Source organism: Pseudomonas sp. MWU16-30317, assembly GCF_020515695.1.
Classification (GTDB): domain Bacteria; phylum Pseudomonadota; class Gammaproteobacteria; order Pseudomonadales; family Pseudomonadaceae; genus Aquipseudomonas.
In genome coordinates this window covers 157029-179184 of record NZ_JAIWJA010000009.1, presented here as the reverse complement: position 1 = coordinate 179184, position 22156 = coordinate 157029, and the positions used below count along the sequence as shown (strand labels likewise).

At 61.6% G+C, this 22156-nt stretch carries 16 protein-coding genes; 9 read left to right on the top strand and 7 right to left on the bottom strand.

All coding sequences use genetic code 11. From position 1 onward, the window contains the following. The first annotated feature begins 14 nt into the window (after nucleotides 1-14). The 4 genes from LIX93_RS23120 to LIX93_RS23105 all read left to right on the top strand — a co-directional run bounded on the left by LIX93_RS23120 (nucleotide 15) and on the right by LIX93_RS23105 (nucleotide 3860). Nucleotides 15-503, top strand: a complete 489-nt coding sequence (locus LIX93_RS23120) for a DUF3015 domain-containing protein (protein WP_226506388.1) — start codon at nucleotides 15-17, stop codon at nucleotides 501-503. A 149-nt stretch (nucleotides 504-652) separates the two neighbouring features. Further along, nucleotides 653-2506: a DUF4105 domain-containing protein gene (locus LIX93_RS23115; protein WP_226506387.1), complete on the top strand. Its 1854-nt coding sequence runs from the start codon at nucleotides 653-655 to the stop codon at nucleotides 2504-2506. A 184-nt stretch (nucleotides 2507-2690) separates the two neighbouring features. After that, nucleotides 2691-3071, top strand: a complete 381-nt coding sequence (locus LIX93_RS23110) for a hypothetical protein (RefSeq protein ID WP_226506386.1) — start codon at nucleotides 2691-2693, stop codon at nucleotides 3069-3071. 291 nt (nucleotides 3072-3362) lie between these two features. Then, the gene (locus LIX93_RS23105; protein ID WP_226506385.1) at nucleotides 3363-3860 is read left to right on the top strand and encodes a GreA/GreB family elongation factor; all 498 of its coding nucleotides are present in this window, start codon (nucleotides 3363-3365) and stop codon (nucleotides 3858-3860) included. Nucleotides 3861-3993: 133 nt separating this feature from the next. On the opposite strand, the gene ettA is transcribed toward LIX93_RS23105, so the two are convergent. Together ettA and LIX93_RS23095 are read right to left on the bottom strand one after the other, a co-directional pair. After that, nucleotides 3994-5658, bottom strand: coding sequence for an energy-dependent translational throttle protein EttA (gene ettA, locus LIX93_RS23100; protein ID WP_226506384.1), 1665 nt, complete (start codon nucleotides 5656-5658; stop codon nucleotides 3994-3996). 232 nt (nucleotides 5659-5890) lie between these two features. After that, complete coding sequence (locus LIX93_RS23095; protein WP_226506383.1) at nucleotides 5891-7216, bottom strand: MFS transporter; 1326 nt, start codon at nucleotides 7214-7216, stop codon at nucleotides 5891-5893. Between the two features lie 325 nt (nucleotides 7217-7541). On the opposite strand from LIX93_RS23095, the gene LIX93_RS23090 reads away from it, so the two are divergent. The 4 genes from LIX93_RS23090 to glyA all read left to right on the top strand — a co-directional run bounded on the left by LIX93_RS23090 (nucleotide 7542) and on the right by glyA (nucleotide 15756). After that, nucleotides 7542-9281 (top strand): IlvD/Edd family dehydratase, encoded by a 1740-nt coding sequence (locus tag LIX93_RS23090; protein ID WP_226506382.1) that lies wholly within the window; start codon nucleotides 7542-7544, stop codon nucleotides 9279-9281. A gap of 173 nt (nucleotides 9282-9454) precedes the next feature. After that, nucleotides 9455-10177, top strand: a complete 723-nt coding sequence (locus tag LIX93_RS23085) for a FadR/GntR family transcriptional regulator (RefSeq protein ID WP_226506381.1) — start codon at nucleotides 9455-9457, stop codon at nucleotides 10175-10177. A gap of 208 nt (nucleotides 10178-10385) precedes the next feature. After that, entirely contained in the window at nucleotides 10386-14231 is a 3846-nt protein-coding gene (locus tag LIX93_RS23080; protein WP_226506380.1) for an EAL domain-containing protein, read from the top strand. Between the two features lie 274 nt (nucleotides 14232-14505). Continuing rightward, nucleotides 14506-15756: a serine hydroxymethyltransferase gene (gene glyA, locus LIX93_RS23075; RefSeq protein WP_226506379.1), complete on the top strand. Its 1251-nt coding sequence runs from the start codon at nucleotides 14506-14508 to the stop codon at nucleotides 15754-15756. 79 nt (nucleotides 15757-15835) lie between these two features. On the opposite strand, the gene LIX93_RS23070 is transcribed toward glyA, so the two are convergent. The 4 genes from LIX93_RS23070 to LIX93_RS23055 all read right to left on the bottom strand — a co-directional run bounded on the left by LIX93_RS23070 (nucleotide 15836) and on the right by LIX93_RS23055 (nucleotide 20793). Further along, nucleotides 15836-17302 carry a trypsin-like peptidase domain-containing protein gene (locus LIX93_RS23070; RefSeq protein ID WP_226506378.1) on the bottom strand — a complete coding sequence of 489 codons (1467 nt, stop codon included), beginning with the start codon at nucleotides 17300-17302 and terminating at the stop codon, nucleotides 15836-15838. A gap of 83 nt (nucleotides 17303-17385) precedes the next feature. Then, the gene (gene yjiA, locus LIX93_RS23065; RefSeq protein WP_226506377.1) at nucleotides 17386-18369 is read right to left on the bottom strand and encodes a GTPase; all 984 of its coding nucleotides are present in this window, start codon (nucleotides 18367-18369) and stop codon (nucleotides 17386-17388) included. Nucleotides 18370-18510: 141 nt separating this feature from the next. After that, nucleotides 18511-18708 carry a YbdD/YjiX family protein gene (locus tag LIX93_RS23060; RefSeq protein WP_226506376.1) on the bottom strand — a complete coding sequence of 66 codons (198 nt, stop codon included), beginning with the start codon at nucleotides 18706-18708 and terminating at the stop codon, nucleotides 18511-18513. A gap of 18 nt (nucleotides 18709-18726) precedes the next feature. Then, nucleotides 18727-20793 carry a carbon starvation CstA family protein gene (locus LIX93_RS23055; RefSeq protein ID WP_226506375.1) on the bottom strand — a complete coding sequence of 689 codons (2067 nt, stop codon included), beginning with the start codon at nucleotides 20791-20793 and terminating at the stop codon, nucleotides 18727-18729. Between the two features lie 193 nt (nucleotides 20794-20986). On the opposite strand from LIX93_RS23055, the gene LIX93_RS23050 reads away from it, so the two are divergent. Further along, nucleotides 20987-21355 carry a PilZ domain-containing protein gene (locus LIX93_RS23050; RefSeq protein WP_226506374.1) on the top strand — a complete coding sequence of 123 codons (369 nt, stop codon included), beginning with the start codon at nucleotides 20987-20989 and terminating at the stop codon, nucleotides 21353-21355. Between the two features lie 35 nt (nucleotides 21356-21390). On the opposite strand, the gene LIX93_RS23045 is transcribed toward LIX93_RS23050, so the two are convergent. After that, a complete protein-coding gene (locus LIX93_RS23045; RefSeq protein ID WP_226506373.1) occupies nucleotides 21391-22092 on the bottom strand; it encodes an HAD-IA family hydrolase in 702 nt (233 codons plus the stop codon). Nucleotides 22093-22156 lie beyond the last annotated feature (64 nt).

The window sequence follows — 22156 nt, the reverse complement described above, 5'->3', positions numbered from 1 at the left end:
AAGAGATAAACGCTATGAAACGGATTCTTCTGGGTACTCTGTTAGCCGCCGCCTCTCTCAATGCCATGGCCCAAGCGCCAGGCGGTCCGGATTGCGGCTGGGGCAACTTGCTGTTCGAGGGCCAGCGCGGCACCCCTGCGCACTTCCTGGCCTCCACCACCAACGGTTCCTCGGGCAACGCCACCTTCGGCATGACCTCCGGCACCAACGGCTGCTCCACCAATGCGCCACTGACCTACGGCGGCAAATCGTGGCTGGCCATGAACGGCATGATGGATGAGCTTTCCGAAGACATGGCCAAGGGTCAAGGCGAAGCGCTGACCACCTATGCAGTGGTCATGGGTGTTGCGCCGGAAGATCGCACTTACTTCGAATCCGTCACTCACCAGCACTTCCAGCAGATCTTCACCAGCAGCGAAGCGACTGCCGAAGATGTACACAACAACACCTTGGCCGTGATCAAAGGCGATCCACGCCTGGCCAAATACGCTACCCAAGCGTAATTGAAACATCTGTAGCGAGGGGGCTTGCCCCCCGATTGCGACCCGCCAGCCAACATATTAGTGACTGATGGGCCGTATTCGGGGGCAAGCCCCCTCGCTACATTTGAATCCGCATAATAGACTTTCGATTTCCGGACGCCGCCACCTCCATGCTCAAACGCCTCGCCTATCTGGCGCTCTGTGCCTGTGCCCCTCTGCATGCCGCCACGGCGGTGGACTCTACCCATCTTCAGCAACTGGCCAAAGATCCGTACTGGATTGCCTTGGGGCATTACACCCCCGGCAAGTTCGGCGGCTGGCGCAGCTATGTCGACGATGCCAAATTCTTCCTCGCCGCTGACGGCGCCCATCATCCAGATCAAGAGCTGCAAGCCACGCTGCAAGCGCTCTACGATTCACCGACGCTGGGCGACAAGCAGGCGCAATGCGTGTATCCGGCCCGCACTCGCTGGCTGCGCGACCAACTGCATCTCACTGACCTGCCGTCGGTCGACTGCAAGGGCTTCAACGATTGGTTCAAGGATGTCTCGCCGCACAGCACGGTGCTGATTTTCCCGGCGGCCTACCTCAACAGCCCGTCGTCGATGTTCGGCCATACCCTGCTGCGGGTCGATCAGGCCGATGTCGAAACCGACAAGACCGCGCTGCTCAGCTACGCGATCAACTTCGGCGCTTATATCGAGGGCAGTGACAACAGCATCCTCTATGCCTGGAAAGGCTTGGCAGGCGGCTATCCCGGCCTGTTCTCGATGGTGCCCTATCAGCAGAAACTCGCCGAATACAGCCGCCTTGAAAACCGCGATCTGTGGGAATACCGACTTAACCTGACGCCGACCGAAACCGCGCGCATGGTCGAGCATGTCTGGGAGCTGCAGCAGGTACGCTTCGACTACTTCTTCTTCGACGAAAACTGCTCGTACCGCTTGCTGGAGTTGCTGCAAGTAGCGCGACCGGGGCTGCACCTGACCGATCAATTCCCGCTGACGGCGATCCCCACCGATACGGTCAAGGCGGTCAAAGACGCTGGCCTGGTCGACAAGATCAATTACCGCCCGTCTCGCGAACGCGAACTGCTGGGGCGCGCCAAGCCGCTGAGCAGCGCGGAGCAAGCGCAGGCACTTGCGCTCAGCGAAGAGACCGGCCAACTGCAAAACCCGGCGTTTGTTGCGTTGCCCAAGGCGCGCCAAGCGTTGATCCAGGACACCGCGTTTCGCCTCGAACGCTACCGAGCGACCGGGCAGGATCGCGATCCGGCGCGCACCCGGCGCAGCTTCGAACTGCTGCGCGCCATCAACCAGAATCCGCCACCACCGCTCACCCTGGACCGCCCAGGCCTGCCGGAAAACGGCCACGACTCGCGAACTTGGGAACTTGGCGCGGGCAGCCGCGACGACCGTGCTTACGCCGAATATGGCCTGCGCATGGCTTATCACGACCTCAACGACAACGCCTATGGTTTCCCCTTGGGCGCGCAGATCGAGATTCTCGGGCTCAAGGTGCGCCAGTACGAGGGCAACCAATGGCAGCTGCAGCGTCTGGATCTGGCCACCATTCGCTCGCTGACGCCGCGTAATCAAATGCTCCAGCCGCTGTCCTGGCAGGTGAGCAGCGGGCTGGAGCGGGTGCTGAGCAAGCACGGCGACGAAACCCTGGTCAGCCATGTCAACGGTGGCGCGGGCGGTACCTGGCAGCTGAGCGAGCAAACGCTGGGCTTCGCGCTGGGCACCGTGAGGGTCGAGCACAATGCCGATTTCGACGCCTTCATCAGCCCTGCGGCGGGGTTCGATACTGGCTTGCTGTGGCGCAACCCGCTGGGCAACTTCAGCGTCGAAGCGCAAGGGGATTACTTCCTCAACGGCGAGGTGCGCCGCACCCTGAGCCTGAATCAGCAGTGGGAATTGAGCCGCAACCTGGGCCTGCGCCTGAGCGCCCAACGCCAGTTCAGCGGGCTGACCTCGGCGCAGAACGAGGTAATGGTATCGCTCAAGTGGTATCACTACTAAACCCACGGCGAACTCTATGCAAGGGGGCTCGCCCCCTCGCCAGGGCAATCTTCAATACAGTTTTTTGACAATTACTTGACCGACTGTCGCCAGATCCGCCGCCACACTCCCGCCGTCTATAATCAACCACAGGTGCAGTGCTTTTCGGCGCTGCACTGGCTGTGGTCTATCGGGAGCATCAAACATGCGCCGGCACAGTAGTAAAGTCGCGTTGTTGTCGCTAGCTGGAGTCTTGACGGTGCTGGCCGTACTGGCAGGGTGCCAATCGACCCATGATGATTTGTTGTCTCGTGGCTACCCGCCCGCCTATGCCGATGGCTACAAGGACGGCTGCGGCAGTGGACGGCAGGCAGCGGGGGCGATGGCCACTTTCAACAAGGACGTACCGCGCTATACCAGCGAAACCTTTTATAGCGGCGGTTGGGACGATGGCTTCCGGCAATGCCAGGCGCAGTTGACCAATAGCGACAAACAGCAGTTCGACCAGCACTTCTGGAGTGATCGAGATCGCAACTGGGACCAGCAGAAAGCCCAGGGCGAAGCCAGAGCCTATCGGTCACACTGATAGATAACACGTATCTGGATGCAACTTATTGATCGTTTCGCCTGCCCAAGTTTATGTAACCGGCGTTCAATGCGCCAAAAAAGTTACAAGCAATTATGGTTTTTCGGCACGTCGGCCCCATCGCGAGGGGCAAGCATGCCATTGCGGTCAGCCTGCTTCATTTGCCCGGCTGACGTGCTGCCATGGGGGCCATCCCCCACGCTACAAGGTTGCCTAAGCACCATGGAATCTCCTGCGGGCAGGAGCGCCATACACCACAGGCATCGACCAAACTCGACTTGGAGACTTGCCATGAGCCGCGCATTCGTCAACGAAGATCACGCCACCGCGCACGCCAGCCCTCCGGTGGAACGACCGATCAGCATGCAACCCAATTACGTGACCGAGAGCGGGATGGCGCAATTGCGCGCCCGAGTGGATGAAGTGCAGGAGCTGCACGCCGAACAGGCAACCTGCGGCGACAAGGCCGACCAGCAATTGGTTGCCGAACTCGAGCGCGACCTGCGCTACTTCCAGCAGCGGATGCAGAGCGCGCAGCTGGTACCGCCGGTGACCTGCACCGAAACCATTCAGATTGGCAGCTGGGCGACCTTCGTCGATGAAACCGGCGCGCAGCAGCAGGTATGCCTGGTGGGCGAGGATCAGGCCGATGTCGCGTTGGGGTTGATCAACTGGGCGTCGCCGCTGGGGCGAGCGCTACTGGGTGCAGCGGTAGGTGATGAGGTGCTGTGGGAACGTCCCGCGGGGAACGTGACTCTGGAAGTGACCGAGATTTCGGTCACACCTTGAATTCGTAGCGCCTGGTCGAGCCCCTTCTCAGGCAAGCCTTGCTCCCACAGGCGTACGACTCTGGATCTGTTTGCACTGTGGCAGCACAGCTCGCTGGCGAAGGCGGCGGTATGCGTACCGCCGCCAGCTGGTGTTACGCCAGCTTCTTGTGACGCACGCGGTGCGGTTGCGCCGCAGCTTCACCGAGGCGCTTCTTGCGATCGGCCTCGTACTCGGTGTAGTTACCTTCGAAGAACACCGCCTGCGAGTCGTCCTCGTAAGCCAGAATGTGAGTCGCCACGCGGTCCAGGAACCAGCGATCGTGAGAGATCACAATGGCGGCGCCTGGGAAGTCCAGCAGCGCTTCTTCCAACGAACGCAGGGTCTCAACGTCAAGGTCGTTTGACGGTTCGTCGAGCAGCAGGACGTTACCACCCTCCTTCAGTGTCAGCGCCAGATGCAGGCGTCCACGCTCACCACCGGAAAGGTCCTTGACGAACTTCTGCTGGTCGCCGCCCTTGAAGTTGAAACGGCCCACGTAGGTGCGCGAAGGGATTTCGTAGTTGCCGATGCGGATCTGATCGGAGCCGTCGGAAATCTGCTGGAACACCGTCTTGCTGCCGTCCAGATCGTCGCGGCTTTGATCCACACAGGCCAGCTGCACGGTTTCGCCCACTTCGATGGAACCCGAATCCGGCTGTTCCTTGCCCATCAGCATGCGGAACAGGGTCGATTTACCGGCACCGTTACCGCCGATCACGCCGACGATTGCGCCCTTGGGCATCACGAACGACAGGTTGTCGATCAATACGCGGTCACCGTAGCCCTTGCTGACGTTCTTGAACTCGATGACCTTGTCGCCCAGACGCGGCCCGGCCGGGATGTAGATCTCATTGGTTTCGCTGCGCTTCTGGAATTCCTGCGACTGCATCTCTTCGAAGCGCTGCAGACGTGCCTTGGATTTCGACTGGCGGGCCTTGGCGCCTTGGCGCACCCACTCCAGTTCTTCCTTCATGGCCTTTTCATGGGCCGATTGCTGCTTGGATTCCTGGGCCAGACGATCCGACTTGGCTTCGAGCCAGCCCGAATAGTTGCCTTCGTACGGGATACCGGCGCCGCGGTCGAGCTCCAGGATCCAGCCGGCGACGTTGTCGAGGAAGTAACGGTCGTGCGTGATCGCGACCACAGTACCCGGGAAGTCGTGCAGGAAGTGCTCCAGCCAGGCAACGGAGTCGGCGTCCAGGTGGTTGGTCGGTTCGTCGAGCAGCAGCATGTCCGGAGCCGACAGCAGCAGGCGGCACAGGGCCACACGGCGCTTTTCACCACCGGACAGGTGCTCGATCTTTGCATCCCAGGCTGGCAGGCGCAGCGCATCGGCGGCGACTTCCAGCTGGCGCTCCAGGTTGTGACCATCGCTGGCCTGCAAGATGGCTTCAAGCTTGGCCTGCTCGGCGGCCAGCTTGTCGAAATCGGCGTCTTCGTCAGCGTAGGCGGCGTAGACTTCGTCCAGGCGTGCCTGGGCGTTCTTGATCACTGCGACGGCCTCTTCGACCACTTCACGCACGGTCTTGCTCGGGTCCAGCTGCGGTTCCTGCGGCAGGTAGCCGACGTTCAGCTCAGGCATCGGCCGGGCTTCGCCGTCGAACTCCTTGTCGACGCCGGCCATGATCTTCAGCAGCGTGGACTTGCCCGAACCGTTGAGGCCCAGCACGCCGATCTTGGCGCCTGGGAAAAAGGACAGGGAGATGTTCTTGAGGATTTCCCGCTTCGGCGGAACAACTTTGCTCAGCCGATGCATGGTGTAAACGTATTGAGCCAAAATCTGGACCTCGCTGGAACGGTGAAAATAGGCGCGAAGCATAAGACAAAAGCACAGGGGCGACTATTCGCGATGAGGGGAAACAAACGCTTTTAACTGACTCTAGGGTAGTCAGCCGCCTTTATAGGCCAAAACTGCTCTCGGCATAAACGACGAACGGCGCCCCGCAGGCGGGACGCCGTCTGAGTCTAACACCAAGTTGCGAGGCGGCTCGCCGCCGAGAAATACTGTCCTATCGAGGTGTCTGGGGGGCCGGATCGGGGGCGAGCCCCGCCGCTACAGGTGCTACGGCCTTTTTCTCCAGCCGCGCATAGACGATCCAGGTCAGCACCACGCCGCTGAGCATTACCGCCGACAGAAAATACAGCCCCGACGACAAGCTCCCGGTGTACTCCTTCAAGGCGCCGATCCCGAACGGGCCGATATAGCCGCCCAGGTTGCCAAACGAATTGATCAAGGCGATACCCGCAGCGGCTGAGGCACCGGACAGAAAACGCCCTGGCAGAATCCAGAAAATCGCCGTCACCGAGAACAGGCTGAACGCCGCCAGGCACAGCGCTGCCAGTTGCAGGCTCGGCAAGGCGAACCAGGCACTCAGAAACAGCCCTAGTGCGCCCAGCATATACAGCACGGTGAGGTGACCGTAACGGTCGTTCAAGCGGTCGGAGCTGCGCGGCACGAGCAACAAGCCGATCACGCCGAACAGATAGGGAATGGCCGAGACGAAGCCGGTGGTCAGGTCGCTGCCGCCAAACTGATGCACCAGAGTCGGCAACCACATGCTCAAGCCATAGATGCTGAGCGTGCCCGGCAGGTACAACAGCGCCAGGATCAGCACCCGGCGATCGGTCAGCGCGCGCAGCGGGTTGCTGTGCTCGGTCTGACCGTACTGCTTGCGATCGCTCTCCAGTTCAGCCAGCAACCATTGGCGATCCGCCTCTGGCAGCCAACGTGCATCCTTCGGCGTATCAGGTAGAAACTTCAAGGTTGGCCAGGCCAGCACGATGGCCGGTGCACCGATGGCGATGAACAGCCACTGCCAACCGGCCAGCCCTTGCACCCCATCGAGCCCCAGCAAGCCGCCCGCCAAGGGCCCGGTCACCAGCAGCGCGAGGGGCTGCGACAGAATGAAGAACCCCAGCACCTTGCCGCGGTTGCGCACTGGGAACCAGCGGGTGATGTAGTACAGCACCCCGGGGAAGAATCCCGCCTCTGCCGCGCCCAGCAGAAACCGCATGACATAGAAGCTCTGCGAGCCTTGGACGAAGGCCATCCCTACCGTGATCGCGCCCCAGGTGATGAGGATCCGCGCGAACCAGCGGCGCGCGCCAAAGCGCTCCAGCAACAGATTGCTGGGGACTTCGAAAAGGAAATAGCCGATGAAGAACAGCCCCGCGCCGAAACCGTAGGCGATATCGCTGATACCGAGATCGGTATTCATGTGCAGCTTGGCGAAGCCCACCGCCGAGCGGTCGACGTAGGCGACGAGGTATAGCAGCACCAGGAAGGGGATCAACCTGAGCGTGAGCGTGCGAATGATCCGAGCTTCCGGATGCATAGTCTTCTCCATAATTATTTTTGTAATGGATGGAAGCGTTTTACCGACCGCTCGCAGTGCCGATCTGCGCGAGGCTTCATGACTCTGGTCAGGCAGCACGGGCCTCATTCGCGCGAAAGCCAAGCCACGGTATTAAGTCAAACCTGTGGAGCGAGCTTGCATGCGGCGGCGAAGAGGCCATCACCCGTACCGCAACGACACGGGTCAAGTGCAAAGATAATATAGTATTACTATTTAGCCCGCAATCATTTCAAAACGGTTTTTTATCCGGTAAAGTCACCCTATAGCTCTCCAATATAGTCATACAATAAGAGTGATCCGTGCCATGACCGACAAAAAGACTCCGCTTCGCTCCGCGCAATGGTTCGGTACCGCCGACAAGAACGGCTTCATGTACCGCAGCTGGATGAAAAACCAAGGGATCCCTGACCACGAATTCCAGGGCAAACCCATCATCGGCATCTGCAACACCTGGTCAGAGCTGACCCCCTGCAACGCCCACTTCCGCAAGATCGCCGAACACGTGAAGAAAGGCGTGCTCGAGGCCGGCGGCTTTCCGGTGGAGTTCCCGGTGTTCTCCAGCGGAGAATCGAACTTGCGCCCGACCGCCATGCTCACCCGCAACCTCGCCAGTATGGATGTCGAAGAAGCCATCCGCGGCAACCCGATCGACGGCGTGGTGCTGCTCACTGGTTGCGACAAGACCACCCCTGCCCTGCTGATGGGCGCTGCCAGCTGCGACGTGCCAGCCATCGTGGTCACCGGCGGGCCGATGCTCAACGGCAAGCACCACGGCAAGGACATCGGCTCCGGCACGGTGGTCTGGCAAATGCACGAAGCCTATAAAGGCGGGCAGATCAGCCTGGACGAGTTCCTCTCTGCCGAAGCCGGCATGTCGCGCTCGGCCGGCACCTGCAACACCATGGGCACCGCCTCGACCATGGCCTGCATGGCCGAAGCGCTGGGCACCTCGTTGCCGCACAACGCGGCCATCCCCGCCGTGGACTCGCGCCGCTATGTGCTTGCGCACCTGTCGGGCATGCGTATCGTCGACATGGTCCGCGAAGATCTGCGCCTGTCGAAAATCCTCACCAAGGCGGCCTTCGAGAACGCTATCCGCATCAACGCCGCCATCGGTGGCTCGACCAACGCCGTCATCCACCTCAAGGCCATTGCCGGGCGCATTGGCGTCGAGCTCGACCTCGAAGACTGGACCCGCATCGGCCGCGGCACACCGACCATCGTCGATCTGCAGCCCTCGGGGCGCTTTTTGATGGAGGAGTTCTACTACGCGGGCGGCCTGCCGGCGGTGATCCGTCGTCTCGGCGAGGCCGGCCTGTTGCCCAACCCCGAGGCGCTGACCGCCAACGGTCAGAGCCTGTGGAAGAACTGCCAGGCGTCGCCGCAGTACAACGACGAAGTGATCCGCCCCCTCGACAAGCCGCTGGTCGCCGACGGTGGCCTGTGTATCCTGCGCGGCAACCTGTCGCCACGGGGCGCGGTGCTCAAGCCCTCGGCGGCGACCCCGGCACTGATGCAGCATCGCGGCCGCGCGGTGGTGTTCGAGAATTTCGACGACTACAAGGCCCGCATCGCCGACCCCGACCTGGATGTCGATGAAACCTGCGTGCTGGTGCTCAAGAATGCCGGCCCCAAGGGTTACCCCGGTATGGCCGAAGTCGGCAACATGGGCCTGCCGCCCAAGGTGCTGGCCAAAGGCGTGAGCGACATGGTGCGCATCTCGGATGCGCGCATGAGCGGCACCGCCTATGGCACCGTGGTGTTGCACGTCGCCCCGGAAGCAGCCGCCGGTGGCCCGTTGGCAGCCGTGCGCAATGGCGATTTCATCGAGCTCGATTGCGCCGGTGGCCGCCTGCATCTGGATATCAGCGACGCGGAGCTGGCCGCACGCCTCAGCGATTTGCAACCGGACACCAGCGCCAACATCTTCTCCAGCGGCTACGCACGCTTGTACGTCGATCATGTGCTGCAGGCCGATCAGGGTTGCGACTTCGACTTCCTGGTCGGGTGCCGCGGCTCGGCGGTGCCGCGGCATTCTCACTGAGGCACATCAAACCCTGTGGGAGCGAACGTTGCGAGCGAAGAGGCCGGCCCTTACACAGTAAAACGCCCTTCGCGAGCAGCGCTCGCTCCCACAGGGTGCCGCGTTTTCGTCGAAATCCCCTCCGACGGCGATGCTATGATGCCCGGTATTTCGCCAGAGACACTCCCCTCGCTATGGATTATCAGGCTCCAAAACCGCGCAAGAGCATGCATGCCCAGATCGTCCAGGAGCTAGGCATGCACATTGTTTCCGGGCGCTTCAAGCCTGAACACAAGCTGCCGCTGGAGTCGAGCCTGTGCGAGGAATACCAGGTCAGCCGGCCGGTGCTGCGCGAGGCCACGCGGGTGCTCAGCGCCAAGGGCCTGGTGTCTTCCAAGCCGCGGGTCGGCACCGTGGTGCGGCCCCGCGCGGAATGGCATCTGCTGGATCCGGACGTGCTGTTCTGGCTGATGCAGTCGACGCCCCACAGCGAGTTCTTCAACACCTTGGCCGGGGTACGCCGGGTGCTCGAACCGGAAATCGCCGCCATGGCCGCGAACACCGCCACCGAGGCGGATATCGACACCATCACCCAGGCGTATCAGCGCATGGAAGGCGCGCAAACCCACGAAGTGCGTCTGCAGGCCGACCTGGATTTCCATCGCGCCATCGCCGACGCCACTCACAATGATCTGCTCGCTTATATGTGCAACATGCTCTCGCTGCCCCTGCGTGAGTCGATCAATGTCACTAACCAGCGGCCCAACGTGCAAGAACTCACCTTGCCACGGCACAAGGCCATCCTCACCGCCATCAAGAACCGTGACGCGCTGGGGGCTCGGCATGCTTCGCTGGTGCAACTGGACGATACGCGTAACGCCCTGGACACCGTGATGAACATGCTGACCCCACTATAAAACTCTGCGCAACGCTGCTTTGCGTCAAGAATGGCGCAATCGCCACGAACTGACGGTCATCGGGTCTGGCCCTTTGCCACAATTCAAGGCAAGCTAGGCGGCATTAGCGCGTGCGGCCTATAGTAAAATCTGTGAGTGGCACGCAGGCGCCAGTTTTGCCCGTGCGACCCCCACCTGCCCAGTCCGCCCTATCGCAGGATGACCCAGCTTGACCCAGTTCCCGCAGCCGTCGCCGTCGCGCCTCAAAGGCCAGGAAACTGGCACATCTCTGCACGGCTCCATAAAAAGCGCGCTGGCGTTGCTCGCCTTGCTGCTGCTGGCGCTGTTGTTCTGGCAACTGATCGACCAATTCCAGCGCACCCAGGCCGAACAGCGCCAGCGCGCGCTGGACTACAGCACCGACCTCACCGCGCAGGTTGATGGCGGCATGGCGCTGTATGCCCAGATCGGCCTCAACCAGATGCTCAGCAACCCGTCCTGGGCGACCTCTACCGACAAGGCCACTCTGCTCGACAATCTGCGCCAGGCGCTGCCCGATCTGCACAGCGTGGCCTGGCTCGACGATGCCGGGCGGGTGATCGCCGACAGCGTGGCGCAAAGCGGCGATCAGGACGAGATCCGCCGCATCGCCGCGCGCACCGCCGGCCAGAGCTACTTCTACAGCAACAGTGCCAACGGTGACTGGATCTACCTGCTGCTCAATCAGCCTGCCAGCCACGACGGCGCGCGCTGGCTGCTGCGCCTGCAACCGGGCGTCTATGAAACCCTCACGCATCAGGCCGGCCGCGCCAGCACCGAGCACTGGCTGCTGGAAAATCACCTGAGCGGCCAGGTCATTCGTCGCGAGGACAATACCCCGCATACCGCTACGCAGCTCACCCCCCAGGAGCATGAGCAGAGCCTGATGATGTCGCGGCTGAGCAACAGCGACTGGCAGCTGCGCACCCTGTATGACGAGACTCAGGCGCGCCGGGCGCTGATACCGGCGTTGCTGGCCAAATGCCTGTTAGGGATTCTGCTGTCGCTGCTGCCGGGCGTCGCTCTGCTCAACCTGCGCCGCCGCCAGCGCGAGCTGCAGGCCGGGCGCCGGCGTTATCAGGATATTTTCGAAGGCACCGGCGTGGCCCTGTGCGTGCTCGATCTCAGCGACGTCCAGCATTTTTTGCACGGTATTGCCATCAAGCGCCGCGAAGAACTCGATCGCTGGTTGAGCATCCACCCTGACCGCCTGCCGTTGCTGATGAAACAGCTGCGTATTACCGAAATCAACCAGGTAGCCGTGAGCCTGCTGGGCCCTGATATCAACCAGGGCCAATGGCGGCAATTGCTGGAGGGATCGGACAGCTCACGTGGCGTGGGCTATCAGGTGGTCGAAGCGCTGCTCGATCGCCAGCACGAAGTCGAGATCGAAGTGCGCCTGACCGATGCCAACGGGCCCGATCGACACGTGTGGGTCATGGTGCGCTTCCCCGAACAGTCCGACGACTACCACGCGGTCATCCTCAGCCTCAGCGACAATACCCGCCGCAAGCAGATCGAGCTCTCGCTGGTGGAGCGCGAGCGGTTCTGGTCCAACGTGGTCAGCACCGTGCCGGACCACCTGTACGTGGGCGACGTGCTCAGCCGGTCGCAGATCTACAGCAACAACCACCTGGGCGAGATCCTGGGCTACCGCAAAGGCGAGCTGGAAGAAAAAGGCGAGCAGTTCTGGGAAACCCTGCTGCACCCCGATGACGCTGCCCACTATCACAATCTGCGCCAGCACCAGCGCGATACGGGCTATGCCAATCCCTTACAGGTGCAATACCGCTTTCAGCATCTGGACGGCGGCTGGCGGCGCTTCGACATTCGTGAACAAACTCTGGCGCGCGACGCTAACGGGCGGGTGACGCGGATCATCGGGGTGGCCAAGGACATCACCGAGCAACTGGCGGCCAGCGAGTCTCTGCGCGACAGCGAAAAACGCTATCGGATGCTGGCCGAAAGCATCAGCGACGTGATCTTCTCCACCGATAGCCGCCTGCAACTCAACTATGTCAGCCCGTCGGTGCAGACCGTGCTCGGCTACGACGTGGCATCGATCTTCGATCAGGGCTGGCAGGCGATCATCGCCAACCCGGCGCAGCTGGGGAACCTCGAAGCGCTGATCGAGCGTCTCTATCGCGCGCTCGAGACGACCGAGGCGATGGCCGAGCTGCGGCGCACGCTGCATACTCAGCTGTTCCTGTTCGACTGCCTGCGCGCCGACGGGCGCAAGATACCGATCGAACTGCGCCTGGTACTGGTGTGGGACGAAAACGATCAATTCGAGGGCATCCTGGGCGTCGGCCGCGATATCAGTCAGCAGCGTCGCGCCGAAAAAGACGTGCGCATGGCCGCCACGGTGTTCGAGCACTCGACCTCGGCGATCCTCATCACCGACCCTGCCGGCTATATCGTCCAGGCCAACGACGCTTTCACCCGCGTGAGCGGCTACGAGGTGTCGCAGGTCCTCGACGAATTGCCCAAGATGCTCACCGTGGTGGACCAACAGGAAGCCCACCTGTCCTACATCATCAAGCAGTTGCACGAGCGCAGCAGTTGGGAGGGTGAAGTCTGGCTCAAGCGCCGCAGCGGCGAGCATTACCCCGCCTGGGTCGGCATCACTGCGGTGGTGGATGACGAAGGCGACTTGGCCAGCTACGTGTGCTTTTTCAGCGACATCAGCGAGCGCAAGGCCAGCGAGCAACGCATTCATCGCCTGGCCTATTACGACGCCCTCACCCACCTGCCCAACCGCACGCTGTTCCAGGACCGCCTGCACACCGCCCTGCAATCGGCGGAGCGGCAGAAGTCGTGGGTGGTGTTGATGTTCCTCGACCTCGACCGTTTCAAGCCGATCAACGACTCCTTGGGCCACGCCGCCGGCGACCGCATGCTCAAGGAGATGGCCACGCGCCTGCTGGGCTGCGTCGATGACGACGATACCGTGGCCCGCATGGGCGGCGACGAATTCACCCTGCTGCTGCAACCCGGCGCCAGCCGCGAAATCGCCCTCAATCGCGCCATTCATGTAGCCGAGCAGATCCTCGGCAGCCTGGTGAAGCCGTTCGTGCTCGAAGGCCGCGAGTTCTTCGTGACCGCCAGTATCGGCATCGCCCTCAGCCCGCAGGACGGCAACGAGCTGAGCCAGTTGATGAAGAATGCCGACACGGCGATGTATCACGCCAAGGAGCGCGGCAAGAACAACTTCCAGTTCTACCAGGCCGACATGAACGCCACGGCGCTCGAGCGCCTGGAGCTGGAAAGCGACCTGCGCCACGCGCTGGAGCAAGAAGAATTCGTGCTGTATTACCAGCCGCAGTTCAGCGGCGACGGCAAGCGCCTGACCGGTGCCGAGGCGCTGCTGCGCTGGCGCCATCCACGGCGCGGGCTGGTGCCACCCGGGGATTTCATCCCGGTGCTCGAAGAGCTTGGCCTGGTGGTGGATGTCGGCGACTGGGTCATCACCGAAGCCTGTCGCCAGCTCAAGGCCTGGCACGCGGCCAAGGTACGCGTGCCAAAGGTCTCGGTGAATATCTCCGCCCGGCAGTTCTCGGACGGCCAACTGGGGACGCGGATCGCCACTATTCTCAAGGAAACCGGCCTGCCGCCCGCCTGCCTGGAGCTGGAACTGACCGAAAGCATCCTGATGCGCGAGGTCAACGAGGCCATGTTGATCCTAGACAGCTTGAAGTTTCTCGGCCTGAGCATTGCGGTGGACGACTTCGGCACGGGGTATTCGTCGCTCAACTACCTCAAGCAGTTCCCCATCGACGTGCTGAAGATCGACCGTTCGTTCGTCGATGGCCTGCCGTCGGGCGAGCAGGACGCGCAGATCGCTCGGGCGATCATCGCCATGGCCCACAGCCTGAACCTGGCAGTGATCGCCGAGGGCGTCGAGACTCACGAGCAGCTGGAGTTCCTGCGTGAGCACGGCTGTGATGAGGTGCAGGGTTATCTGTTCGGGAGGCCGATGCCGGCTAATCGGTTCGAGGCGCAGTTCAGCAACGATGCGTTGTTCATGTTCGATTGAGTGCGGTGATCTTGCGGGCCTCTTCGCGGGCAAGCCTCGCTCCCACAGGTGGACGCCGCCGGATCTGTCAGCACTCTGGGAATCACGGGTGGACGCCGCCGCAACGCTGGCACTGTGGGAGCGAAGCTTGCTCGCGAACGGCGCGCCGCCAATCTGTCGTCTGATGCAGCCCATATGAATCCCGCTCGTCCAAGCGATGATTGGCATTCATATGCCAGATAACTTTTGATGGGTTAGAATGCCCCCCTTTTCTGACCGATCCTCGAGGACCGCCATGTTCCGCCGTGATTTGACTATTGCCAAGTACGACGCCGATCTCTTTGCCGCCATGGAGCAAGAAGCCCAGCGCCAGGAAGAGCACATCGAGCTGATCGCTTCCGAAAACTACACCAGCCCGGCTGTCATGGAAGCCCAAGGCTCGGTGCTGACCAACAAGTACGCTGAAGGCTATCCAGGCAAGCGTTATTACGGCGGCTGCGAGTTCGTCGACGTGGTCGAGCAACTGGCCATCGATCGCGCCAAGCAACTGTTCGGTGCCGATTACGCCAACGTCCAGCCACACGCCGGCTCCCAAGCCAACTCGGCGGTCTACCTGGCCCTGCTGCAGGCGGGCGATACCATCCTGGGCATGAGTCTGGCCCACGGCGGTCACCTGACCCACGGCGCCAGCGTCAGCTCGTCGGGCAAGCTGTACAACGCCATTCAGTACGGTATCGACGGCAATGGTCTGATCGACTACGACGAAGTCGAGCGCCTGGCGGTCGAACACAAGCCTAAAATGATCGTGGCCGGCTTCTCTGCCTACTCGCAGATCCTCGACTTCCCGCGCTTCCGCGAAATCGCCGACAAGGTCGGTGCCTACCTGTTCGTCGACATGGCCCACGTGGCTGGTCTGGTCGCGGCAGGCGTGTACCCGAACCCGGTGCCGTTCGCCGATGTCGTGACCACCACTACCCACAAGACCCTGCGCGGTCCACGTGGCGGCCTGATCCTGGCCCGTGCCAACGCCGACATCGAGAAAAAACTCAACTCGGCCGTTTTCCCTGGCTCCCAGGGCGGCCCGCTGGAGCACGTGATCGCGGCCAAGGCGATCTGCTTCAAAGAGGCGCTGCAGCCTGAGTTCAAGGAATACCAGCAGCAAGTGGTGAAAAATGCCCAGGCCATGGCTGGCGTGTTCATCGAGCGCGGCTTCGACGTAGTGTCGGGCGGTACGCAAAACCACCTGTTCCTGCTTTCGCTGATCAAGCAGGACATCTCTGGTAAAGATGCCGACGCCGCCCTGGGTCGCGCCTTCATCACCGTCAACAAGAACTCCGTACCGAACGATCCACGCTCGCCGTTCGTGACCTCGGGCCTGCGTTTCGGCACCCCGGCCGTCACCACCCGTGGCTTCAAAGAGGCTGAGTGCAAGGAATTGGCCGGCTGGATCTGCGACATCCTGGCTGACCTGGGTAACGAAGCGGTGATCGACGCCGTGCGCGAGAAGGTCAAGGCCATCTGCGCCAAGCTGCCGGTTTATGGCTGATCGCGTTGATGTGACATGAAAAGCCCGGCTCAGTGAGCCGGGCTTTTTGTTACTGATTGAAAATGCATCCGTTATCGAGTCAGGCCTCCGGAATCGAGTGCACCTTGAGCTCCGAAAGCGCCCCATTGCTATCGAGGCCGTAGGCACACAACTGCAGCGGTGGTTCGTCCAACCCTCGGACCATCGCTATATTGTGATCAAAGAAGACGTAACCCTCCTCATCACTGCAGTCGACTTCGCCCGCCAGACCGCGTTTGAGTTTCAAGGTGGTGGTGTGTGGCTGGGAGACATAAGTGAGAACCAACAGCTTGCCGTCATCGCTCCACTCATGGCTTATGCGGGGCGAGCGAGCTGGGCTGGGATCGTGGAGCTGTACCGCGTGCGTCACACTGTTGCGTAGCAGGCCTGGCCAGGATCGCTGCTGGTCGGACTCTACCCCCAAAATACACAGCGCGTGCACACCTGTCTGCGCCGGCAGGATATCGTCGATCACCGCGTCCTGAGCGTCCAGCGCTTGGCTGTAGCCCACTGCGCTTTCGCACTCCTGGGCGTCGCCAACCGCCTTGTAACGATAATGGGGTGTGCTGATGCTGAACCGATAATTCCAGCTGGGTGCAATCAGCTCTCCGCGCTCATCCCGACGCATTTTCATATCCTGCAAAGGTGGCTGATCGGCGTCGGGAATCACCGAGAAGCTGGGCTGCAAGCCGCAGCCCTGACGGGTGCTGTCAAAGCGCCCTTCGGCAAAGCAGGCGGGTAGATGCTCTACGGTCGAGCCGTAGTTGGTGACGTCGCGCCAGTGCGCGACGCCGTCCACAACCTCAAAGGGCGCGTTCTGACGACTGTCTGCCGAACTGCCACCGGTGGTGGTGCCAATCACGGCGAACACGCGGTTTCCCGCAGGATCGATAGCAGGGGCACCAGACACCCCTTGGGTCACGCCACGGCAGTTGTTCTTGACCTGGTGCCGCCAAACCCAGGGTGCCTCGATAAGGGTGCCGGCCCATTCCGACTTGCAGCCAGCCCACTGCAGGGTTTCTGCACCAGGGATACCGAGTATTACCATTTCACTTCCGTCGACAGGCTTGGTCGTAAGCGCCAACGGATTGATCCCCGCCTCGGTCAACTGGTCCAGCGTGCTGTCGAGTTCGATAATGGCCAGGTCGGCCCCGTGCATCGCCGACCACTTGACCTGGCTTAGCGCAACACTGGTCCGGGTTTCAGCGGTGTCCTTGAAATAATTGAACACCACCGTACCCTCAATGGGCTGATCAAGGATGACACTAGAGGGAGACTTGTCGACGCAGTGGCCAGCGGTGAGTATGTAGGCAGGCGTTTGAGCGTGGTCGGCACTGCGCGTATCGATGAGGAACGCCGTACACCCACTGGCGGAAGTTTCCAGCTTACCGACTCCATTCCAGAGCGTATTCAGACCGTCGGCATTATCCAGAAAGCGTGGCGCTGGAGGGTCGGCAATTACGGCCGGTGCAGTGAGAGTCAGTGTCAGTGACAGCCCGATAGCAGCCCGGTAACGATGCAGATTCATGGCGAGTACCTTGTCTTTGGATGAACCAAGACTCTAGGAGCGCCAGGCACTTGCCAGTCATTACATAATCATCGCGTCAGGCTTCAGGGCTCGCTCTCAATCTCATCGAGCATGTCCTCAAACGAGCGGCGGATATGCGCTTCGGGCAGCTCATCGGCAATGAACACCATCACGCTTTCACGGGATTCATCTTCACCCCACTCGGTATCCCAGTCGAAGCCATACAGCTTCAGTACACCTTGGAACACCAGCCGCCGCGATTCCCCTTCGATGTTCAGCACGCCCTTGTAGCGCAGCAATTGCTTGCCGTAGGTTTCCAGGAGGCCGTTCATGAAGTCGCTGAGGCGATCGATGTGCAGTGGCTTCTCGGTGCGCAGCACCAGGCTCGAGATACGGTCCGCCGAGGTACCGACGACAGGCCGCAGACTCAGACCACCGCCCAGGTCGGCATTGAGGTTGAAGCCACGCACATCCAGCAACTCGGCGAGGTCGATCTCGCCCTGCTGAGCGATACGGATCGGTGCACGCCGGTTGATGCGGGTCAGGCGCGCGCTCAGCGCATCGACGACATCGGCTGCAACCAGATCGGTCTTGCTCAGCAACAGGCGGTCGGCAAAACCGACCTGCGCCTGGGCGATGGTCTGGGCCAGATGGGTATCGGCGTTGGCGGCATCGACCAAGGTGATGATGCCGTCGAGGATGTAGCGCTCGCGCAGCTCTTCGTCGATGAAGAACGTCTGCGCCACCGGGGCGGGATCGGCCAGACCAGTACACTCGATGACCAGGCGATCAAAGGTAATGGTGCCGTTATCCAGTCGTTCGAGCAGCAGGTACAGGGCCTTGGTCAGGTCGGTGTGGATGGTACAGCACACACAGCCGTTTGCGAGGGTCATGACCTGCACCGGCTCGTCGCCCAGCAGGTGGGTGTCGATGCTGGTTTCACTGAATTCGTTTTCAATCACGGCGATTTTCAGCCCGTGTTCGGCGCGTAGCAGGTAGCGCAGCAAGGTGGTCTTGCCGGCGCCGAGGAAGCCGCTGAGGACGGTGACGGGAATGGGAAGGGTCAAACGTTGCCTCCAACTTCAAAAATGTGTGTCTCGTATGTAGCGAGGGGGCTTGCCCCCGATGACGGTGTATCAGCCAGATTGAGATGACTGAAAGTCCGCAATCGGGGGCAAGCCCCCCCTCGCTACAGGATTAGCGGCGCGTCAACAGCACTTGGGCCCGCCCTTGCCGCCGTAACGCGCCTCTTGGCGCTCTCGGAAGAACGCCTCGTAGCTCATCATCGGCTTGTCCGGGTGTTCGGTCTGCATGTGCTCGACATAATTGTCGTAGTCAGGCATTCCGACCATCAGGCGCGCAGCCTGGCCCAGGTATTTGCCCAGCCGGCTCAGGTCGTTGAACATGGCGCTACCCTCGGTTGATCACACATTGGGCTGCGCCTGGAATGGCGCCTCCTTGTCGGTGCGTTCCTTCTTGCCCCAGGCCGCAACGCCGACCTTGATCGCGAAGAACAGAATCGCGAAGACCACGAACAGGAACAACCCGGTCAACGTCGCGTTGGTGTACGCGTTGAAGATCACGTGCTGCATTTGCTCGACGCTCTTGGCCGGCGCGATCACCTGACCGGCCGCCAGGGCGTCGCTGTACTTCTTGGCCAGCGCCAGGAAGCCCACCGCCGGGCTGGCATCGAACAGTTTGATGAAGCCCGCCGTGGTGGTGCAAATCAACAGCCACACCGCAGGCACCAGCGGCACCCACACATAGCGCTGACGCTTCATCTTCACCAGCACCACCGCGCCGAGCATCAGGGCGATACCGGCCAGCATCTGGTTGGAGATACCGAACAGCGGCCACAAGGTGTTGATGCCGCCCAGTGGATCGATCACGCCTTGATACAACAGGTAGCCCCACAAAGCCACGCAAATGGCAGTGGCGAGCACGTTGGCGCCCCACGACTCGGTACGCTTGAGTGCGGGCACGAACGAGCCGAGCAGATCCTGCAGCATGAAGCGCCCGGCACGGGTACCGGCATCGACGGCGGTCAGGATGAACAGCGCCTCGAACAGAATCGCGAAGTGGTACCAGAACGCCATGGTGTTCTGGCCGGGCAGCACCTGATGAAGGATCTGCGCGATACCGACCGCCAGTGTCGGCGCGCCACCGGCGCGGGCCAGAATGGTGGTTTCGCCAATGTCATGGGCGACCGCCGTCAGCGCTTCAGGGGTAATGGCGAAGCCCCAGTTGCTGACTGCCGTCGCCACGGCAACCACATCACCACCCACCACGGCGGCTGGGCTGTTCATGGCGAAATACACGCCAGGCTCGATCACCGAAGCCGCGACCATGGCCATGATCGCCACGAACGACTCCATGAGCATGCCGCCGTAACCGATGTAACGTGCGTTGACTTCGTTATCCAGCAACTTGGGCGTAGTACCCGACGAGATCAGCGCGTGAAAGCCCGATACCGCGCCACAGGCGATGGTGATGAACAGGAAGGGGAACAGCGTGCCTTTCCACACCGGCCCGGTGCCGTCGGTGAACTGGGTGAGCGCCGGCATTTTGAGCTCGGGCATGGTCACCAGAATGCCGATCGCCAGGGCGATGATGGTGCCGATTTTCAGGAAGGTCGACAGGTAGTCCCGTGGCGCGAGGATCAGCCATACCGGCAGCACGGCGGCGACGAAACCATAGCCGATGAGCATCCAGGTGATCTGGATACCGGTGAACGAGAAAGCCTTGGCCCACACCGGATCTGCGGCGATCTGGCCACCAGCCCAGATGGACGCCAGCAGCAGCACCACGCCAATCAGGGAAATTTCGCCGATGCGGCCAGGGCGGATGTAGCGCATGTAAACGCCCATGAACATCGCGATCGGGATGGTCGCCATGACCGTGAAGATGCCCCAAGGGCTCTCGGCCAGCGCCTTGACCACGATCAGCGCGAGTACCGCGAGGATGATGATCATGATCAGGAAGCAGCCAAACAGCGCGATGGTGCCAGGGATGCGGCCCATTTCCTCACGCACCATGTCGCCCAGCGAGCGGCCGTCGCGACGGGTGGAGAGGAACAGGACCATGAAGTCCTGCACCGCCCCCGCGAGCACCACGCCGGCGATCAGCCACAGCGTGCCGGGCAGATAGCCCATTTGCGCCGCCAGTACCGGGCCGACCAACGGGCCTGCACCCGCGATCGCGGCGAAGTGATGGCCGAACAGGATGTGTTTGTTGGTCGGGACGTAATCGAGTCCATCATTGTTGACCACCGCCGGCGTGGCGCGGTTAGGGTCGAGCTGCATCACCTTGGTGGCGATGAACAGGCTGTAGTAACGGTAAGCGATCAGGTAGATCGCGACAGATGCCACCACGATCCATAAAGCGTTGATCGGTTCACCTCGGCGCAGGGCAACGACACCCAATGCGCCCGCTCCTATGACTGCCACTACGAGCCATGGCAGATGGCGTAGCAGACTATTATTATTTTTCATGTTTTAGTTCCAGCTAGGGGATACGGAAACCAGCCATTCGAGTTTAGCCAGAGTTACGCCAAAGAGCACCCCCACGTTCGTCCTAGAGGCGTGGCATGGATATTTTTATGGGTCGCAGGTGCGGATTGTCGACCGGTTCGCCATCGCCTTCGGCGCGCTGAGCTATAGTCAGGCAACCCAGGAGAGATCGATCATGACTGACACCCACGCCGAACGTCGGCGCTTCGTACGCATTGCATTCGACGCCAAGACCGAACTGAGCCAGGCCGGCCACAGTTGGTCGGTGAAACTGCTGGACCTGTCCCTCAAAGGGCTGCTGATAGAAAAGCCGCAGCCTTGGGAAGGTGACCCCCAGCAGGCGTTTACCGCCAACATCCACCTGAACGACGACACCCCCGTCGTCATGGAAGTCGAGTTGGTACACGACGACCACAACCAGCTGGGCTTTCACTGCAGCCATATCGACGTGGATTCAATCAGCCACCTGCGGCGCTTGATCGAGCTTAACCTGGGCGATGAGGCGGAGCTGGAGCGAGAGCTGGCGGCGTTGCTGGCGGTGTGACTGCAAGGGATGAACGCCAGGCCTGACGTTTCTCGTCAACGCGCCGGCAACCCCCAAGCTTGCGGCACAAATGCCTCGAGGCTGGGCAACAAGCCGTCGGCGTGGGTGTATTTGCTGGCAGGCATCGCCGAGTCGGGTACGGCAAGGGCGAACATGCCAGCGGCCTTGGCGGCGGTGATGCCGAAGGGTGAATCCTCGAACACCAGACAATCGGCCGGGTCCACGCCCAGGCGCTCGGCGGCGACCAGAAAGATGTCCGGCGCGGGTTTGGCCGCGCCTACCTGCGGGTCGTCCGCCGTGACGATGGTATCGAACAGCGCGAACCACTCACGATGGCGGGTGATCTTCAGATCGAAATAGTGCAGCGAAGAGCTGGTGCCTACCGCTACCGGGATACCGTGGGCCTTGAGGTGCCGCACCAGCGCCTCCGCACCCGGCATAGCGCCGGCCTTGGGGAAACGCTCGTACATCAAAGGCGCACGAGCCTCCATGAACTCCTCGGGGCTGAGTGGCAAGTCCAGTGCGCTGACGATGTACTTCGACAGGTCACCGGCCCCAAGACCGATGGTGTTCTGCTTGATGCTCCAGTCAAAGGTGCGACCGTAGCGATCAGCGATGATCTGCGTGACTTCGGTGTACACGCCCTCGGTGTCGAGCAGCAGCCCGTCCATGTCGAAGATCACTGCCTTGACCGGCCCGTAGCCTTCAGCGACTGCATTCAAAGGTGTCGAGCTCATGGGATACGCCCTCAGCTGATAATTGATCGCAACAACCTAGCACAGATTGGCGCTGCCCTGCTGG

Excerpts from the sequence above, each read along its gene's own strand:
- LIX93_RS23060 (WP_226506376.1), bottom strand. The coding sequence starts at position 18,708 with ATGTTCAACGACCTGAGCCGGCTGGGCAAATACCTGGGCCAGGCTGCG.
- LIX93_RS23045 (WP_226506373.1), bottom strand. The coding sequence starts at position 22,092 with ATGAGCTCGACACCTTTGAATGCAGTCGCTGAAGGCTACGGGCCGGTC.
- LIX93_RS23085 (WP_226506381.1), top strand. The coding sequence starts at position 9,455 with ATGGATTATCAGGCTCCAAAACCGCGCAAGAGCATGCATGCCCAGATC.
- LIX93_RS23070 (WP_226506378.1), bottom strand. The coding sequence starts at position 17,302 with ATGAATCTGCATCGTTACCGGGCTGCTATCGGGCTGTCACTGACACTG.
- LIX93_RS23110 (WP_226506386.1), top strand. The coding sequence starts at position 2,691 with ATGCGCCGGCACAGTAGTAAAGTCGCGTTGTTGTCGCTAGCTGGAGTC.
- LIX93_RS23095 (WP_226506383.1), bottom strand. The coding sequence starts at position 7,216 with ATGCATCCGGAAGCTCGGATCATTCGCACGCTCACGCTCAGGTTGATC.
- LIX93_RS23115 (WP_226506387.1), top strand. The coding sequence starts at position 653 with ATGCTCAAACGCCTCGCCTATCTGGCGCTCTGTGCCTGTGCCCCTCTG.
- LIX93_RS23050 (WP_226506374.1), top strand. The coding sequence starts at position 20,987 with ATGACTGACACCCACGCCGAACGTCGGCGCTTCGTACGCATTGCATTC.
- LIX93_RS23105 (WP_226506385.1), top strand. The coding sequence starts at position 3,363 with ATGAGCCGCGCATTCGTCAACGAAGATCACGCCACCGCGCACGCCAGC.
- LIX93_RS23055 (WP_226506375.1), bottom strand. The coding sequence starts at position 20,793 with ATGAAAAATAATAATAGTCTGCTACGCCATCTGCCATGGCTCGTAGTG.
- LIX93_RS23120 (WP_226506388.1), top strand. The coding sequence starts at position 15 with ATGAAACGGATTCTTCTGGGTACTCTGTTAGCCGCCGCCTCTCTCAAT.
- LIX93_RS23090 (WP_226506382.1), top strand. The coding sequence starts at position 7,542 with ATGACCGACAAAAAGACTCCGCTTCGCTCCGCGCAATGGTTCGGTACC.
- glyA (WP_226506379.1), top strand. The coding sequence starts at position 14,506 with ATGTTCCGCCGTGATTTGACTATTGCCAAGTACGACGCCGATCTCTTT.